The sequence below is a fragment of the Stenotrophomonas sp. FSL W7-1447 genome, assembly GCF_037966425.1.
Lineage (GTDB): Bacteria > Pseudomonadota > Gammaproteobacteria > Xanthomonadales > Xanthomonadaceae > Stenotrophomonas > Stenotrophomonas pavanii.
Genome location: NZ_CP150199.1, coordinates 617,744 through 633,356 on the forward strand (window position 1 = coordinate 617,744; position 15,613 = coordinate 633,356).

A 15,613-nucleotide genomic window follows, 5' to 3' on the forward strand; every position below is an offset into this window, starting at 1 on the left:
CATGACTGACTTGCATACCCACTCAGCAGGGCCCGCCGCTCTTCTGCACTCTTTGTTGAAACACGGCTCGTTGATCTATCAATTGGCCAAGCGGGAAGTTGCCGCCCGATATCGTGGCTCTTTGGCTGGCGTAGCTTGGTCGTTCTTTACGCCGCTGCTGATGCTTGCTGTCTATACTCTGGTGTTTTCTTCGATCTTCAAGGTGCGGTGGGGAAGCGGAGCGGCTCAATCAACCGGTGAATTCGCGCTGATTCTATTCGTTGGCTTGATGATCCACGGGTTTTTTGCCGATTGCATCAATCGCGCCCCGGGCTTGATCCTGTCCAACGTCAGCTACGTCAAGAAGGTCGTATTCCCGTTGGAAATCCTTCCATGGGTTTCCGTCGCATCTGCACTTTTCCACCTTTCCATCAGTGTCATCGTGCTGCTGGTTGTGCAGTTTGCCATGGTCCAATACCTGCCTTGGACCGCGATGCTGCTGCCGCTGCTGCTGCTGCCGCTTATGCTGATGACAGTGGCATTCACGTATCTCTTTGCTGCCATCGGCGTCTATCTTCGGGATATCGGCCAAATGACGGTGATGATCACCACAGTGCTGTTCTTCCTGTCGCCCATTGTCTACCCCACGTCCAGCTTGCCGGAACAGTTTCGTGGCTGGATCCGGTTCAGTCCCATCACCTACCCGGTGGAGCAGGCCCGCAAGATACTGATCTTCGGCGAAATGCCGGAACTCTCCGGATGGTTCGTGTCCATGGCGGTCGCGCTGGTGCTGCTCAGCCTGACTTTCTATTTCTATCAGAAAACCCGCCGAGGATTCGCCGATGTCCTCTGACGCCACTGTAAACGTCGCAATTAATGAGGCCGCAGTGAAAGAACGACCTGTTGCTATCCAGGTCGAGTCGCTGTCCAAGCTTTACCAGATCTACGAGCAGCCGCGCGACCGCCTCAAGCAGTTTGTCCTGCCACGCCTGTCTACGCTGCTAGGTCGGCCGCGACGCGATTACTTCCGCGAGTACTGGGCGCTGCAGGATGTCAGCTTTGATGTGCGGAGAGGCGAGGCCGTCGGTATCGTCGGGCGCAATGGTGCCGGCAAGTCAACGCTTCTGCAGCTCATATGCGGTACGCTGACGCCGACGACGGGCAGTGCGCACATCCATGGCAGGGTAGCGGCCCTGCTCGAGCTTGGCGCCGGTTTCAATCCAGAGTTCACCGGCCGAGAAAATGTCTACATGAGTGCCACGTTACTGGGCCTCACGCGCCAGGAAATCGATGAGCGTTACGATGACATCGTCGCGTTCGCCGATATCGGTGATTTTGTCAATCAGCCGGTAAAGGTCTATTCCAGCGGCATGTATGTTCGGCTGGCATTCGCCGTGATTGCTCATGTCGACGCGGACATCATGATTGTTGATGAGGCACTGGCGGTTGGTGACAGTGTTTTTGTGCAGAAGTGCATGCGTTTCCTTCGAGGCTTCCGGGAGCGTGGAACACTGCTGTTCGTAAGTCATGACACCGGATCTGTCTTGAACTTCTGCGACAGGGCAATCTGGCTGGACAATGGGCATGTCCGCAAGCACGCGTCTGCGCAGGAGGTGGTCACCGATTACATTGAGTATTGTGCTCAGGAAGTGTACGGCGAGGCGGTAAGGCTCAAGACCATCAAGGGTGAGCGACGCAGCGATGCGGTGCCGAAGAAATTGGAGCTGGCAAAGGTTGAAGAAGAGACCAAGCTTACGCTCTTCTCAAACATTCATAATTCTGATGGTTGGACATCCGAAGCGGCACATATCGATTCGGTCGAGTTGTTGGATCGAGGGCTGAATCCCTTGAGCGTATTCCGGGGTGGGGAACAGGTTACGCTGCGTATTCGAGCGTCGGCTGCGCGCGCCCTCAAGAGCACGATCATTGGTTTCTTCGTCAAGGATCGCCTTGGCCAGTCTCTGTTCGGCGAGCACACCTATACCTACGTCCCCCAGCCGTGCTCGATGGCAGCGGGGGAAACGCTGGAGGCTGAGTTTGATTTCACCATCCCGCTTCTGCCCGATGGCGACTACTCGATGACGGTATCGATTGCCGAAGGCACTCCCTGGGACAACGTCCAGCACCACTGGCTGCATGACGCTGTGCTTATCAAGGTGGCGTCCACAAAGCTGCGTTATGGGCTGGTTGGCGTTCCATTCGAGCGCGTCGCAGTCAAGTCGGTGGGTACCAGCGGAGAGTCCGCATGACCGGTTCCCTGATTCCAGAAACAGTGGTAAACGACCCGCGCATCCAGGTCGGTCGGTTCACTTATGGCAACCCGAATTTCCGTATATGGGCCGAGCATGAATCGATCATCATCGGTGCGTTCTGCTCAATCGCTGACGAGGTCGCGATCTTCGGCGGCGGCGAGCACAACGCGCAATGGGTCACCACGTTCCCCTTGCGGATCGCGCTGGGGCATCCCGACGCACACGCCGACGGCCATCCCGCCACGCGCGGCCCGACCCGCATCGGAAACGACGTATGGATAGGCCATGGTGCCACGATCATGTCAGGGGTCACCGTGGGAAACGGAGCCATCATTGGCGCGAGGGCCGTTGTGGCCAAGGACGTTCCACCATTTGCAGTTGTGGTGGGAAATCCTGCGCGGATCGTTCGCTATCGATTCACCGATGCGCAGATCCAAGCCCTGCAGCAGATCCAGTGGTGGAACTGGCCGCTTGAGAAAATCTCCGAGATGACCCCATTGCTTTGCGGTGGATCGGTAGAGCAGTTCATTGCCAGCGCGCAGACCAAAGAACAACAGGAAAACGGACGATGATCGAACTGAACAATTCTGCCTTCATCAGGCCGTTGAAGCTGCCGCCGAGCGCTTGGCACGGCCATATTCCATTTGCCGGCTGGATTACCGAGGCGCTGCGCCCGGCGATGCTCGTTGAGCTGGGCACCCACTACGGCGCGTCCTATCTCAGTTTCTGTCAGACGATCCAGGAACTGGGCCTCGGCACACGCGCCTATGCCGTGGATACGTGGGAGGGCGATGAACATGCTGCCTTCTACGGAAATTCGGTCCATGCCGGACTGAGTGAGTATCATGATGGAAAGTACGACGATTTTTCCAAGCTGTTGCGCTGTACGTTTGATCAGGCGCTGGGGAAGTTCGAAGATGGCAGTATCGATCTTCTGCATATCGACGGCCTGCACACCTATGAAGCGGTGCGTCACGACTTTGAAAGCTGGAAGCCGAAGCTCTCGGACCGCGCAGTGGTCCTGTTCCATGACACGCAGGAGCGTCAGGGGGATTTCGGAGTCTGGCGTTTGTGGGCCGAGGTTTCTTCCCAGTACCCGTCCTTTGAATTCAGCCACTCCCATGGTCTTGGTGTTCTGGTGGTGGGTGAGAATGCTCCGGATGCGGTGAAGGCGCTCGGAACGCTTGATGGTGATCAGAGCAACCTTGTTGCCCATCTGTTCGCTGCGCTGGGCCACGCGGTCGCGCTGGCCTACGCACGGGACTGGTGGCAGAACGAAGTGCATGCGCTCGGCGGCAAGGTCGCCAGCCTTGAGGGTGAGCTGGCCTATGTGCGCGCGGAACACGAGCGCAGCATCGCCACCGTAAACGAAACAGCTCAGCAGCTGCGACACGCCAGTGAGCAGTTGGTGGCATTTCAGAGCGCCTCAGAGGACTCTCACGGACGGCATGAGCTGGCAACGGCCATAGCCGCGCTGGAAGCGGAACTGGAGGGCGCCGAATCAGAGCGGGATGCGCTGCGGCTGAAGGTGGATGAGATTTCGCACAGACTGGCCGAGGAGCAGGAGCGGACTATCGCCGTCCAGGTCGAGTGCCGCGCGGCGGCGGCGGCATTGGCCGCTATGGAAGCAGAGATTGTTGTCGAGCGCGAGGCGCGCGCTGCTGCCGTCGCCGGCCTTGAGGCAGAGCAGGCTGCGCATCAGCGTTTGATAGCCGCTCACGAGAGGGAGTCCGCGTTGCGCTTGCAGGAGCGCGAACAGGGACTGCATGAGGTGGGCATTCGTAGCCAGCGACTGCTCAGCGATATCAAGGACCGTGATGATCTCATCGCGTCGCTCACGCGGGATCTTCACCAGGCACAACAGCGGTCCGAGACGATTGGCGCCAAAGTGGGGCGTTCCTTCGAGCGCCTCCATCAGCGTTGGAACGCTCAGGGCGGCTTGCGCGCACGCGCGCTGAACTGGGGCATCCGCATGGCAGAGGCACGTCATGCCCGTGCGTTGGGTCGCCAGCGGCACTCCGCAGAAGGCGTTGCATTGACCAGGCCACAGGCAGGATTCAACCCTGCATTGCGTGCGGATTGTCAGGATCTTGCCGATTATATCGCGGCTACAGAACTGTCTCCGCAGGCGTTGGCCGAGCAGGTCTCTGCCGCGCAGGCGTTCACCTATCGCCCGCGGGTATCGCTTATCATTCCGATCTACAAGGTGCCGCGCCAGGTACTGGAGGAGACACTGAAGAGTGTCGAACTGCAGACTTACGGCGAGTGGGAAACCTGCTTGGCTTGGGCCGATGTTGACGACCTGGAAGGCTGGGAGTGGTTGAAGCAGCGCTGCGCCTCCGACCAGCGGCACAGAGTGATATTGTTGGCCGCGAACGGCGGCATCTCAGAGAACTCCAATGCTGCTCTCGAACACGCAGAAGGTGAGTTTGTAGCGTTGCTCGATCATGACGACACGATCGCGCCCTGGGCACTGTTCGACATGATAGCGGCGATGCAGGAGGGCGGCGCTGACGTCGATTTCCTGTACTCGGACAAGGACTCCATCAATGCTGATGGTACGTGCCGCATGAATGCACTGTACAAGCCGCAGTGGAGTCCGGAGATGCTGCATTCAGTCAATTATCTGACCCACCTGAATCTGATGCGTACCTCCGTGGTCCGTCAGGTAGGTGCCTGGAACAAGGAAACTGATGGTGCCCAGGATTGGGACATCTTCTTCCGCGTCACCTCTGCAGCGCGCAGGATCGTGCATGTCCCGTCCATCCATTACCATTGGCGCATCCTGCCGACGTCCACCGCGACTGGGCTGCAGACTAAACCGTACGCGATCATGGGCCAGTTGCGCACGCAGAAGAACTATTTCGCCAGCCGCGGCCTGCCCGCGCAGGTGAAGCGGACCGATCAAGGGTTGTTCCACATCTCCTGGCCGCGGCTTGCATCAGTCTCCGAAGTAGTCGTCATCCAGACCGGCAGCATGCAGCAGCTTGTGCATACGCTGAATCTTCTTCTGGTTTCCGACCTTTCCAGCATCAAGCGCATTCACGCTGTTCACGTGGGTGAGGCCAGTGCCGAACTGCAGGCATTTGCTGATCTAGCCGACCGTCGCTTCGTACTTCGTCGACAGGATGTGTTTGCGTGGTCGGCCGTAGCCGATTGGCTGGACGCTGGATCGGCGGGGGTTGTGCTGATTGATGGTAGGGCTCTGGGCCTGTCGGAAGGATTGCTGAACGAACTGCTGGGTTGGGTCCACCATCACCCGGATATCGTCTGGACCTCCGCGTTGGCAGTCAGCGAGAACGGGAGAGTAGAAGAAGCAGGGCGCGTTGTTGCTGCTGACGGCACCAGTGCGCCGTTGTTCCATGGCGCACATCCACACGAATATGGCTGGTTTGGCGGAGCGCAGTGGTACCGGAATGTGCGAGCCGCGTCGCCGTTTGCGATTGCGTTTAAGATGACGAAGTTCCAAACTGTGTCACGTTTTCCGTACGCAGACGTGGAGATGCAGCAAGCATTCACGCGGATCTGCACCGGGAGTATCGAATCGGGCGGCGGAAGAGGCTTGATCGATCCCTTTGCTGTCGTCTATATGCCTTCGGGCACGCAGGCTACCTGGTCCAACGACGGCGAAAAGTATCGAGATGACCCCTATTTCAACCCGGCGTTCCGACAAGTCAGTCCGCTGAGGCTCAATAAATGAAGAAAAGGATTCTTTCGGCCGTTCGCGCACTGCGTGGTGATCGAGTCGTTCCTGTAAATACGTCCATCTGGGCGGGATATACCAGCGATGCGTTGGCTCTGGCACAGATCATCGATCTGGACGTTGCCAGCCTGTCCCAGCAGCAGCAGCACCCGGAACGCGTACATGCGGACCCGTCCAGGCGTGTGTGTGCTTGGTATCTGCCCTACTTCGATAATCCGTTCTATGGCGGGGTGATGACCATTCTACGCCTTGCCGAGAGCCTTAGCCGGCGCTCGGGAATGAAGCAGCGCTTCCTCATCTGTGGTCAGGCCGATCCTTTGGAAATGCAGGAGAGCCTTGGCAAGGCGTTCCCTGGCTTGGCGGACTGTGAAGTTATCGTGCTGGACAGTGCCGAGAAGATCCGGCAGATTCCGCCGTCGGATTATTCGGTTGCTACGCTCTGGACCACAGCCTATGTGTTGGTCGGGGTGCAAAACACGGGTCTGAAGTTCTACATGATGCAGGACTTCGAGCCCGCGTTCTATCCAGCCGGAAGTACCTACGCGCAGGCAGAATTCACCTACAGCTTTGGGTTCCTGGGGATCTGCAATACGCAAACGCTCAAGGAAATCTACGAGCAGCAGTACGGCGGATCTGCAGTGCTGCTGCAGCCCAGCGTTGACACCACGGTGTTCTACCCTGGCAGCGGCGAGCGTGACGACCAGGCGCCGGTCAAGCGCTTGTTCTACTACGCTCGGCCGGGTACGCCGCGTAATGCGTTCGAGCTGGCTGCAGCCGCACTGCGCAAGGTCAAGGCTCGGATGGGCGATCGCGTGGAGATTATCTGCGCCGGAACTGGCTGGGATCCGGCGGAATTCGACCTGGACGGAGTGGTCGAAAGCGTAGGGCTGTTGCCGTATCGAGAGACGGGCAACCTCTACCGGAGCTGCCATGCTGGCTTTGTCATGATGATGACGAAGCACCCCTCGTACCTGCCGTTCGAGCTGATGGCGTGTGGCACCACGGTGGTGACCAACCACAATGAAGCAAATACCTGGCTGCTGCGCGATGGTAGCAACTGCCTGCTTTCGCCGCCTACGGCCAATTGTCTGGCGCAGACGCTGGTCTATGCGCTCGAGAACCACGTCGGGCTGGAGGGTGTGCGCCAGACTGCGGCGGAGGAAATGAAACAGCGTTCGGGCTGGGAAGAGAGCCTTTCCCGCGTCGCCGCCTTCATGGATGCTCCGGTGTTCGCGCCACCGACCGCCTCGATTGGTGCCCGTTTCCATGCTTTGGCCAATCGCGAAGTCGGTTGATCCAAGCACATTGCAAAATCACTACTCAAAAGGGGATTAGTTTGATGAACCACGTCAGGAATGGAGCTGTTATTCTGATTGCTGCGCTGGGTCTTGCTGCGTGCGGCAAGTCGCCGGACGAACGCGCGGCTGATGCGAGCCAGCAGGCTTCGGCAACCGAAGCTCCGACTGCTGCGCCTGCTCCGGCCGCGTCCGTAGCCAAAAAGTATGACGGCAAGGTTGTGCGCCGTCCTGCAAGCGACGGCGGCAAGGAAGATGGATGGTTCTATGTCGAGCAAGGTCAGCGCCACTGGATTGTCGACGCCAACTGGCTGCAGACCAAGAACATGAAGGCTGAGGACGTCATCGAGATTCCTGCTGAGGAACTTAGCCAGATTCCGGAATCACCGGAAGTGCTGGGTGCTGCCGCGGGTAATCCGTCGAACTGAAGCAAAGTCCTCTCTCCAACAGAACGTGTCCACAAACGTGCAACGATCTATTTCGGCCATTGCTGAGCGCGCGTCATACCATGCACGCAGCGGCATTGGCCTGGCCGCTCTTGCGTTCTTTGCTGCGATTGCTGTCGCTCTTTTCCGAATCACGGAGTGGAATGGTGTTGCAGGACGAATGCTGTGGGCGGAGGACGGTCATGTATTCATCCGCGGAGCAATTGAGGGGGGCTGGCGTACGCTAGCCTCGCCTTACGCGGGTTATTTGCATGTCTATCCACGGGCAGTCTCGCTGATTGCCATAGCATTTGGTGCTCATTGGCTGGCGCCGATCATGGCTGTTGGTTGGCTCCTTGCCTACGGGACTGCGGCGGTTGTTTGCGTTCAGCGGCTAAGGACGGTGAACGTTTGTCTGCTTTCTGCGCTTTGCTTCGTGGTGCTGTTGGGAATATTGCCAACTACTTCGGAGACTCTTTTCACTGTAACCAACGCACAGTGGTACTTGGCTATAGGGTTGGCGGCGTGTGCGCTGCTCCCCCCCCCAGAAAGAGACAGTTGGCCACATCTGGCATTTGCTGCGATTGCCTCTTTGACTGGACCTTTCTGCATTATTGTTCTTCCTGTGGCGCTCCTGCAGGCCATCTTTACGAGGCAACTGGAACGTCGGCAGTGGATGCTGCTCATCCTGCTAGTCGCCTCTCTTGTTCAACTTTCTTTCTTTGTTGATTCGGACAGGCTCGCCGCATCTGCGAGCAATGATGCGAGCGCTTGGCTGCATGGTCTGAAGTCGTTCTTTGTATTCGGCTCGCTGTCTCCGACAGCAGGTGTTGCTGCTCTTGTCTTCTGGCTTTGCCTAGTGGTGGCGCTGTCAACTGTCGGACGCCAACGAGGATGGCTGGAGCGTGATTTTCTGACCACGCTCTCGCTGCTTGGCGGTGCCGGCATGTTTGCGCTGGCCGGCTTCTATGCAATGCGTGATCAGCCAGGCAATGCGTCCCCACTGGGTTTTGGTGCTCGCTACTTCGTAATTCCGTACGGCGTTGTGCTGATGGCATTGGTTACCACGGTTCCATACGCGCGCAGGGCCGCTTGGGCGGCAATTGCCGCCTATCTGGTCATTGCTTGCATGAACTATCGCACCTTTGACCGTCCCGATCTTGGTTACCAACGTTATCTCAGGTTTTCTGAGTCCTATGAGAATGTGTTTGTTCCGATCAATCCACAGTTTGAGAATTTCCGTGGCGGCTTCTGGCTGAACGCGAATGTCCATTCTGGGCAGGCCGTTTCACCCAAAGAGATTGATCTGACGGGTGCGCTGAATACATCCAGAACCCCGGCGGGTGTCCTGGTCAAGTCTTACGTCATAGAAGCAAAGGCGTCGCACTGCGGGCCAGGAGTCGATGTTCTCGGGGTCAACCTTATGCTGGACGGGAACACAGGCCCTGCACAGGTTGCTGCAGCATGGGGTGGTGAAGAGAGCGGGCCCTCGCCGCCTGCAGGTCAATACCTTGCCGTCTATCCCGGTGAGAAGCAATTGCAGTTGGCTTTGCCGGCTTCTACTGCCACAAACGATCGACTGCGCATTTCCCTTCAATCCGCCGAGCAGGCGGAAGTGAAGAGGATATCGCTTTACTGCATCGGTAGCTGAGAGGCGGGAGCATTGCGCTCCCGCCATCTGGCGCGACGGCGGCACGCTTGAAGTTGCCGCGGACGGCTGGGTTTTCCCCGACGTGGAGGCGCCGCCGCAAGGCATGCGGTAGCCTTTTTCCCGCAGAGACTGGAGCTGCATCGAACGCAGCACATTTGATTTCAGTTTTTTTGACGAAACGAAAGGTACTTGTGGCCAAAGTAGCTGGTCAGCACCGGAACGGCGACGCCGACCGCGTGCGCGAGGGTTTCGTTGTGGAAATCGATACCCAGCTGAGGCAATAGCCAGCGTGCCAGCAACAGGCTGATGGCCAGCGTCTGAAGCACTGCCGCAAGATTGACTACGATGAACCAGAACGCCTGACTGCGCATGCGGTTCGCTGCCGATCGGAAAACAAACGCACGGTTTAGAAGGAACGCGGTGGTCATGCCCAGGCAGTAGGCGATGATGATCGCTGGCGTGTAGTGGAGCCACTGGCTGAGGGCAATCCTGGAGCCGAAGTTGACGCAAGCGGCAAGACCGCCTGCGATCAGGAACAGCAGGAACTGGCGGGAAATCACCTGTGGAGCGCTCCATTGCCGGCAACGCGCGCAAGCTCGCTACCTACAGCGATACTCTCATTGATCGAACGGTCTTCAGGGTAGTAGTACGCCGTGTCGGCCATGTAGAAGCCTTCGACTGGTGTCTTCATTGGCGGCAGCATGCCTTGGAAACCGGGCGGGCAGATGGTCTGGGCAAACTCATAGCGATGGCAATGCGTGGCTCGGATCCACTCAGGCTTGAATTCAGGGTTGATCATTGGGAGGTAGCTGACGACTTCGTCGATCAACTGCTGATTGCTCCACTGCCACTTAGGGTGTGTCTTGGGCATGTAGTAGGGCGCGTATACGATGTGTTCGCCTGGGCCTTTGCCTGGGTTGAGGTTGCTGTATTCGATCAGGCCGGGAATGGTGATGCGGTCGTCACTGATGTTCATCCAGAAGTTTTCGCTGATAGGCTGCGACAACTTTAGGATCACACAGGCCACTGGAATGTTCTCGATGGCCCCAACCTTGTCGGCGAATGCCTTCGGCAGGCCTGGAACCATGCTGGGCACGTATTGGATGGGGGCGGTGGAGACCACTGCCTCATATGCATGGTGCCCGTTAGGCGTGCGGATGCCGGTAACGGTCCCTTCCAGGGAGGTGACTTCTTCGATGGGCTCTGAGAGCAGGATCCGCCCGCCAAGGCGAACGATTTCCTTGGCCATTTTGTCCAGCAGTACGGCCGAGCCTCCTTCCAGGTAGCCCATGCTTTCATTGAACAAATTGCGGCGGGAGAGGGCCACGCGCTTGATGCGGGTGCCGATCCAGGACGCGGAGAGGTCGTTCTGATACTCGAAGAACTTCAACGCGAACGCTTTTTCCCACATCACCTTGTAGGCCTTGGGGCCAATCCAGCGGGTAATCCAGTCGCGTGCGTTCTCCTTGTCCAGCGCGGTCCAGTCCTGGATGCCCTTGGTGTGCATCACATGCAGGGCATAGCGCACTTTGTCCACAAGCCCCAGATGTGGGAAGCCGAGCAGCGCAAACGGCGTGCCCCATTGGTGCAGCTTGCCTTGGTAGTAATAGCCCATCTTGGTGTCCGTCCAGTGCAGGCGATCGGACATCTTCAGCTCGTCAAGCAGCTTGAACAGTGGATAGTCGGTCTTGCAGATGAAGTGGTAGTAGCGCTCGATACGCAGGCCGTCGAAATCGAAATCGGCCGACATGCCGCCGATACGGTCGTCGCGCTCATAGATGTCGACCCTGTAACCCTGCTTGAGCAGCTCCAGAGCTGCCATGAGGCCCATGGGGCCACTGCCGATTATGGCGAAATTGCGCATATGAGGAGTCTTCTTCTGTTCGTGTGGATCAGCGCTGCAGCACGATGTGGCTGTAGCGCGGGTCGGTATAGCTCTCACGGATGGCTTCTTCAAACGGCGTCTGCCTCACCCCAAAAATGGCTTCAGTATCAATTCCCTTGAAGTCATCGCCGGCACTCAGAGCCTTTAGCTGGTCCGCAGTAAAAGGCGGCTTGCTGCTGAACAGGCTGTAGACCTTCAACAGGAAGCCGAAGAAGCCGATCGGAATGTGCACGATCACCGTATGCAGCTTCTTTACCCGCTTGATGGTGCGGATGATGTCCACGTAATCCACGCGCGTATCGCCGACGATGTCGAAGACCTCGCCGTCCGGTTCGGTCTCGATGCACTTGGCGATGCAGCGGCAGAAGTCGCGTTCATACAGCGGTTGGCGCATGAACCTGCCGTCGCCGGGGATGGGGAATACCGGCGTGCGTGCCATGAAGCGGGACAGCCAACCGAGGTGCTTGGGGTCGAACCAGCCGAACATCAGTGTCGGGCGCAGCACGCAGTGGCGCTGGCCGCTGGCAACCACCATCTCCTCCTGTTCGCGCTTCGTATTGGTGTAATCGTCCTTGGCGACCGAATTCACCACCGACGAGCTGATGTGCACCATGTAGGGCACAGCGGCATCCTGGGTCGCCTTCAACACATGGCCGGTGGCCGTGATGTTGTTGCGGACGAACAGGTCGGTGGTCTTGCCGGTGATCTGCGCGTGCAGCTGCACCACGCAGGCGGCACCGTTGAATTCACCGGCCCACGCGCCAGGTTCAGCCAGGTCAGCTTTCACCACGCGCACATCCGGATGCAGGCCGTGCAGGATATCCAGGTTGTGGGCATGCTTGTCGATGGCAACCAGCTGGGTGTAACCCTGCTGCTTGAGCTCGACGATCAGGTTCTGCCCCACCAGGCCGGCAGCACCGGTGATGACGATCTTGGCGTGCTTGTCGGTCATGTCAGAGCTTGATCCTGCGGAAGACGAATTCGGGGATGTTCTTGATGATCATCATGATGGCCCACCAGAAGCCGGGCAGGTAGGTAACGGCCTTGCGCTTGCCGATCGCCTTGAGGATGCCGGCGGCGACCTTGTCCGGTGTCGCCCACAGGGCGCCCTTCTTGAACGCGGCGGTCATCGGCGTATCGACGAAGCCGGGCTTGATGATCAGCACGTTGATGCCAGCCGGACGCAGGCGCTGGCCCAGGCCGCTCAAGTAGGCGGTGACCGCTGCCTTGGCGCTGCCGTACAGGTAATTGCTGGCGCGGCCGCGATCACCGGCCACCGAGGAAATGACGGCCATGCTCGCACCGGACTGCAGGCGCTGGGCCAGGGCCGCTGCAAGGGCGATGGTGGAGGTGCCGTTGGTGGCGAACTCGCGCAGCGACAGGTCCACCGAGGCATCGCAGGCAGCCTGGTCGGGCAGGGTACCGTGGGCGATCAGGACGGTATCGATGCCGCCAAGCGCGGCCCAGGCGTTGTCCAGGAGGGCGCCGTGGGCGGCCACATCGTTCACGTCCAGCACGCCGCTGTGCACGTGCGGGGCACCGCGCACGCGCAGGTCGGCGGCAATGGCATCCAGCTTGCCGGCACTGCGACCCGCCAGGTAGAGCGCGGCGCCGCGTGCGGCGTACAGGCGGGCAACCGATTCGGCGATGGCCGAGGTCGCGCCGATGATCAGGATCTTCTGCATGCTTACTCCATCACCCGGCGCCAGAAGCCGGATGAGAATCGGGGGTCGATGAAGCGGGAGAATGCTTCCCAGGCCGGGTAGGCCTGGCGGAACAGGGGGCCGGACATGCGTGCGTCCTTGGCCGCGTACACCGCACCGCCCGCTTCGCTGACTATCCGGTCCAGGCGGTCGAGCATCTTCAACAGCTCGGGACCGTCATTGGGGAAATCCAGCGCCAGGGTGGTACCCGGGCGCGGGAAGGAGAGCAGGCCCGGCGAGGGACGCTCGCCGAATTCCTTCAGCACGGCCAGGAACGAGCCGCGCTTGCTGCGGGCGATCTCGGCCAGCAGGGCCGCGGTCGCATCGCGGGCAGTCTCTGGAGGCAGCACGCACTGGTGCTGCAGGAAGCCGCGTGGGCCGTACATGCGGTTCCAGTGGTTGATGCCATCCAGGGGGTAGAAGTAGCTCTGGTAGTGCGACAGGTGTCGCGCACGCCGCGCCGGCTGGCGCCAGTAGTACAGCGTATTGAACGGGCGCAGGGTCAGCCGGTTGACCAGCGATACCGGCGGTACCACCGGCATGCTGCGGCGAGGCGCGGAACTGGGGGTTGCCGCCTGTGCATTGCCCGGCGCGTGGTCGCCGCGCAGGAAGTGGCCACGGCCCAGGCGGCTGCCACTGGCCAGGCAGTCGATCCAGGCCACGGTGTACTCGAAATCGTTGGCCGACGCGCGCGACAGCGCGAAGAACTCGTCCAGATTGTCGAAGCGGATCGATTCGGTTTCGATCCACGGTCCCGGCACGCGTCGCAGCTGCAACTCGGCCCAGGTGATGAAGCCGGTCAGGCCCAGGCCGCCCACGGTGGCTTCAAACAGCCCACTGGAATCGCCAGGCGCTAGTTCGCGCCGCACGCCATCGCTGCGCAGCAGTTCCAGACGGCGCACGTGGTGCCCGAACGTGCCTGCGCGATGGTGGTTCTTGCCGTGTACGTCATTGCCGATCCCACCGCCCACGGTGGCATAACGGGTGCCCGGGGTGACCGCCAGAAACCAGCCGCGCGGCAGGGCGATATCCAGGATATCGGCCAGGGTCACGCCGGCTTCGCAGCGCACGACGCCGGTGGATGGGTCGAAGTCGATGAAGCGGTCCAAGGCGCGGCTGGTCAGCAGCGTCGCTGCTGGATTCAGGCAGCTGTCGCCATAGCTGCGGCCATTGCCATGCGGCAGCACCGTGCCGCCATCGGACGGCAGCGGCAGCTGCGCATTGCGGTCGAGCACCGGAACAATCCGCTGCTGCACACGCGGGTAGCGGCCCCAGGATTGGCCCAGCGCTGCACTCATATGGCGATCAGTACGATCAGCACGCACAGTGCAATGACGATCTGGCTGCCGCGGTCCGTCGCCGCGAACACGATCGGGTCGTCATGCATGTCGCCCCGGTGCGAGACGATCCACATCCGGCTGATCCAGTACAGCAGGATCGGGCACAGCAGCCACAGCAGCTTGGGACTGGTATACAGCTCCAGGCTTTCCGGGCTGTTGATGTACAGCGCGAAGACCGCGACGCCGATGTAGCCGGCGGCCGCGCCCAGCGACTGCACCAGCGGCAGGTCGGCCACCGAGTAGCCTCGGCCGATCGCCATTTCCTTGCCGCTGGCCAGTGCCGAGGCCAGTTCGGTATAGCGCTTGAGCATGGCCAGGCTGAGGAACACGAACATCGAGAACGCCAGCAGCCAGAACGACAGTTCAGAGTTGATCGCCACCGCGCCGCCGATGATGCGGACCGTGTACAGCGCCGCCAGCATCACCACGTCGATCATCACCACGCGCTTGAGCTTGAGCGAGTAGCTCAGGGTCATCACGTAGTAGCAGAGCAGTACTGCGGCAAATGCCGGGCTGCAGGCCAGCGCCAGCGCAAAGCCGGCCAGGGTGATCAACGGCGCGACCAGCAGGCCATGCAGCAACGGAAGCGTGCCGGCGGCGAAGGGACGCTTGCGCTTGCGCGGATGCATGCGGTCCGGGGTCAGGTCCAGCAGGTCGTTGAGCAGGTACACGCCGGACGCGCACAGGCCGAAGGACAGGAAGGCTACGCCGGCGTCGATGACCGCTGCCGGGTCGAGGAAGCGGTGCGCGGTCAGCAGCGGTACCAGCACCAGCAGGTTCTTCAGCCACTGGTAGACACGCAGCGCCTTGATCCAGGTCAGCAGGTTGCCATTCTGCGCGGGCAGATGGGCCAGGACCTCGGTCTGACGGGCAGCATCGCGGGCCAGAGACGCGTTGTTGTTGACCACGATCGCGCCACCGGCATGTGCCCAGACCTTGACGTCGACCCGGCCGTTGCCCATGTAGTCGAAACCGCGCTCGCCAAAGCGCGCCGCCAGGGCCTGGCCCTTGTTGCTGCCGGACAGGTTGGTATGGCCGTCACTGGCCATGACTTCTTCGAACAACCCCAGGTGATCGGCGATGGGTTGCACCAGCAGTCGGTCCGAGGCGGTACACAGCACGCGCGGGCGTTGCGTGGTGGTGCGCAGGATTTCCAGCACGCGCTCGTCGTAGGGCAGCGTCTCAGCCGGCAGCTGCACGCGCGAGGCCAGCTGTCGCTTCACATGCGCCTTGCCCTTCAGCAGCCAGAAGGGAAGGAGGAAGACGTAAAGCGGATTGTGGGCAAGCAAGGCCAGCAGTGACTCGTACAGGATGTCCGAGCGCAGTAGGGTGCCGTCGAGATCAACGCAGAGCGGGCGATTGGAAACCGTCACAGTGCGC

General features: G+C 60.1%; 13 protein-coding genes. 7 read left to right on the forward strand and 6 right to left on the reverse strand.

Translation table 11 applies throughout. The features are described from left to right. Position 1: 1 nt before the first annotated feature. From NSQ78_RS02825 to NSQ78_RS02855, 7 genes are read left to right on the forward strand one after another with little or no spacing between them, the layout of a single operon-like run. A complete protein-coding gene (locus NSQ78_RS02825; RefSeq protein WP_064237587.1) occupies positions 2-832 on the forward strand; it encodes an ABC transporter permease in 831 nt (276 codons plus the stop codon). Further along, positions 822-2,228 carry an ABC transporter ATP-binding protein gene (locus NSQ78_RS02830; RefSeq protein ID WP_064237588.1) on the forward strand — a complete coding sequence of 469 codons (1,407 nt, stop codon included), beginning with the start codon at positions 822-824 and terminating at the stop codon, positions 2,226-2,228. The genes NSQ78_RS02825 and NSQ78_RS02830 overlap by 11 nt, the downstream gene beginning before the upstream one ends. Continuing rightward, positions 2,225-2,803, forward strand: coding sequence for a CatB-related O-acetyltransferase (locus NSQ78_RS02835; protein WP_064237589.1), 579 nt, complete (start codon positions 2,225-2,227; stop codon positions 2,801-2,803). The genes NSQ78_RS02830 and NSQ78_RS02835 overlap by 4 nt, the downstream gene beginning before the upstream one ends. After that, the gene (locus NSQ78_RS02840) at positions 2,800-5,931 is read left to right on the forward strand and encodes a class I SAM-dependent methyltransferase (protein WP_149901988.1); all 3,132 of its coding nucleotides are present in this window, start codon (positions 2,800-2,802) and stop codon (positions 5,929-5,931) included. The genes NSQ78_RS02835 and NSQ78_RS02840 overlap by 4 nt, the downstream gene beginning before the upstream one ends. Further along, complete coding sequence (locus tag NSQ78_RS02845) at positions 5,928-7,229, forward strand: glycosyltransferase (RefSeq protein WP_149901987.1); 1,302 nt, start codon at positions 5,928-5,930, stop codon at positions 7,227-7,229. Before NSQ78_RS02840 ends, NSQ78_RS02845 begins: the two co-directional genes overlap by 4 nt. 44 nt (positions 7,230-7,273) lie before the next feature. Then, on the forward strand, positions 7,274-7,657 hold the full coding sequence (locus NSQ78_RS02850; RefSeq protein ID WP_149901986.1) for a hypothetical protein: 384 nt from the start codon (positions 7,274-7,276) through the stop codon (positions 7,655-7,657). 25 nt (positions 7,658-7,682) lie between these two features. Further along, complete coding sequence (locus NSQ78_RS02855; RefSeq protein WP_149901985.1) at positions 7,683-9,305, forward strand: hypothetical protein; 1,623 nt, start codon at positions 7,683-7,685, stop codon at positions 9,303-9,305. Positions 9,306-9,466: 161 nt separating this feature from the next. Here NSQ78_RS02855 and NSQ78_RS02860 read toward each other — a convergent pair whose 3' ends face one another. Genes NSQ78_RS02860 through NSQ78_RS02885 form a run of 6 tightly spaced genes read right to left on the reverse strand, consistent with a single transcriptional unit; the run spans position 9,467 to position 15,606 of the window. Further along, on the reverse strand, positions 9,467-9,865 hold the full coding sequence (locus NSQ78_RS02860) for a GtrA family protein (protein ID WP_339207816.1): 399 nt from the start codon (positions 9,863-9,865) through the stop codon (positions 9,467-9,469). Beyond that, positions 9,862-11,169, reverse strand: a complete 1,308-nt coding sequence (locus NSQ78_RS02865) for an NAD(P)/FAD-dependent oxidoreductase (RefSeq protein WP_064237594.1) — start codon at positions 11,167-11,169, stop codon at positions 9,862-9,864. The genes NSQ78_RS02860 and NSQ78_RS02865 overlap by 4 nt, the downstream gene beginning before the upstream one ends. 28 nt (positions 11,170-11,197) lie before the next feature. Further along, complete coding sequence (locus NSQ78_RS02870) at positions 11,198-12,142, reverse strand: NAD-dependent epimerase/dehydratase family protein (RefSeq protein WP_064237595.1); 945 nt, start codon at positions 12,140-12,142, stop codon at positions 11,198-11,200. Between the two features lies 1 nt (position 12,143). Further along, complete coding sequence (locus tag NSQ78_RS02875; RefSeq protein WP_064237596.1) at positions 12,144-12,875, reverse strand: SDR family oxidoreductase; 732 nt, start codon at positions 12,873-12,875, stop codon at positions 12,144-12,146. A 2-nt stretch (positions 12,876-12,877) separates the two neighbouring features. Then, positions 12,878-14,191 (reverse strand): FAD-binding oxidoreductase, encoded by a 1,314-nt coding sequence (locus tag NSQ78_RS02880; RefSeq protein WP_064237597.1) that lies wholly within the window; start codon positions 14,189-14,191, stop codon positions 12,878-12,880. Beyond that, on the reverse strand, positions 14,188-15,606 hold the full coding sequence (locus tag NSQ78_RS02885; protein ID WP_064237598.1) for a UbiA family prenyltransferase: 1,419 nt from the start codon (positions 15,604-15,606) through the stop codon (positions 14,188-14,190). Before NSQ78_RS02885 ends, NSQ78_RS02880 begins: the two co-directional genes overlap by 4 nt. Positions 15,607-15,613: the final 7 nt, after the last annotated feature.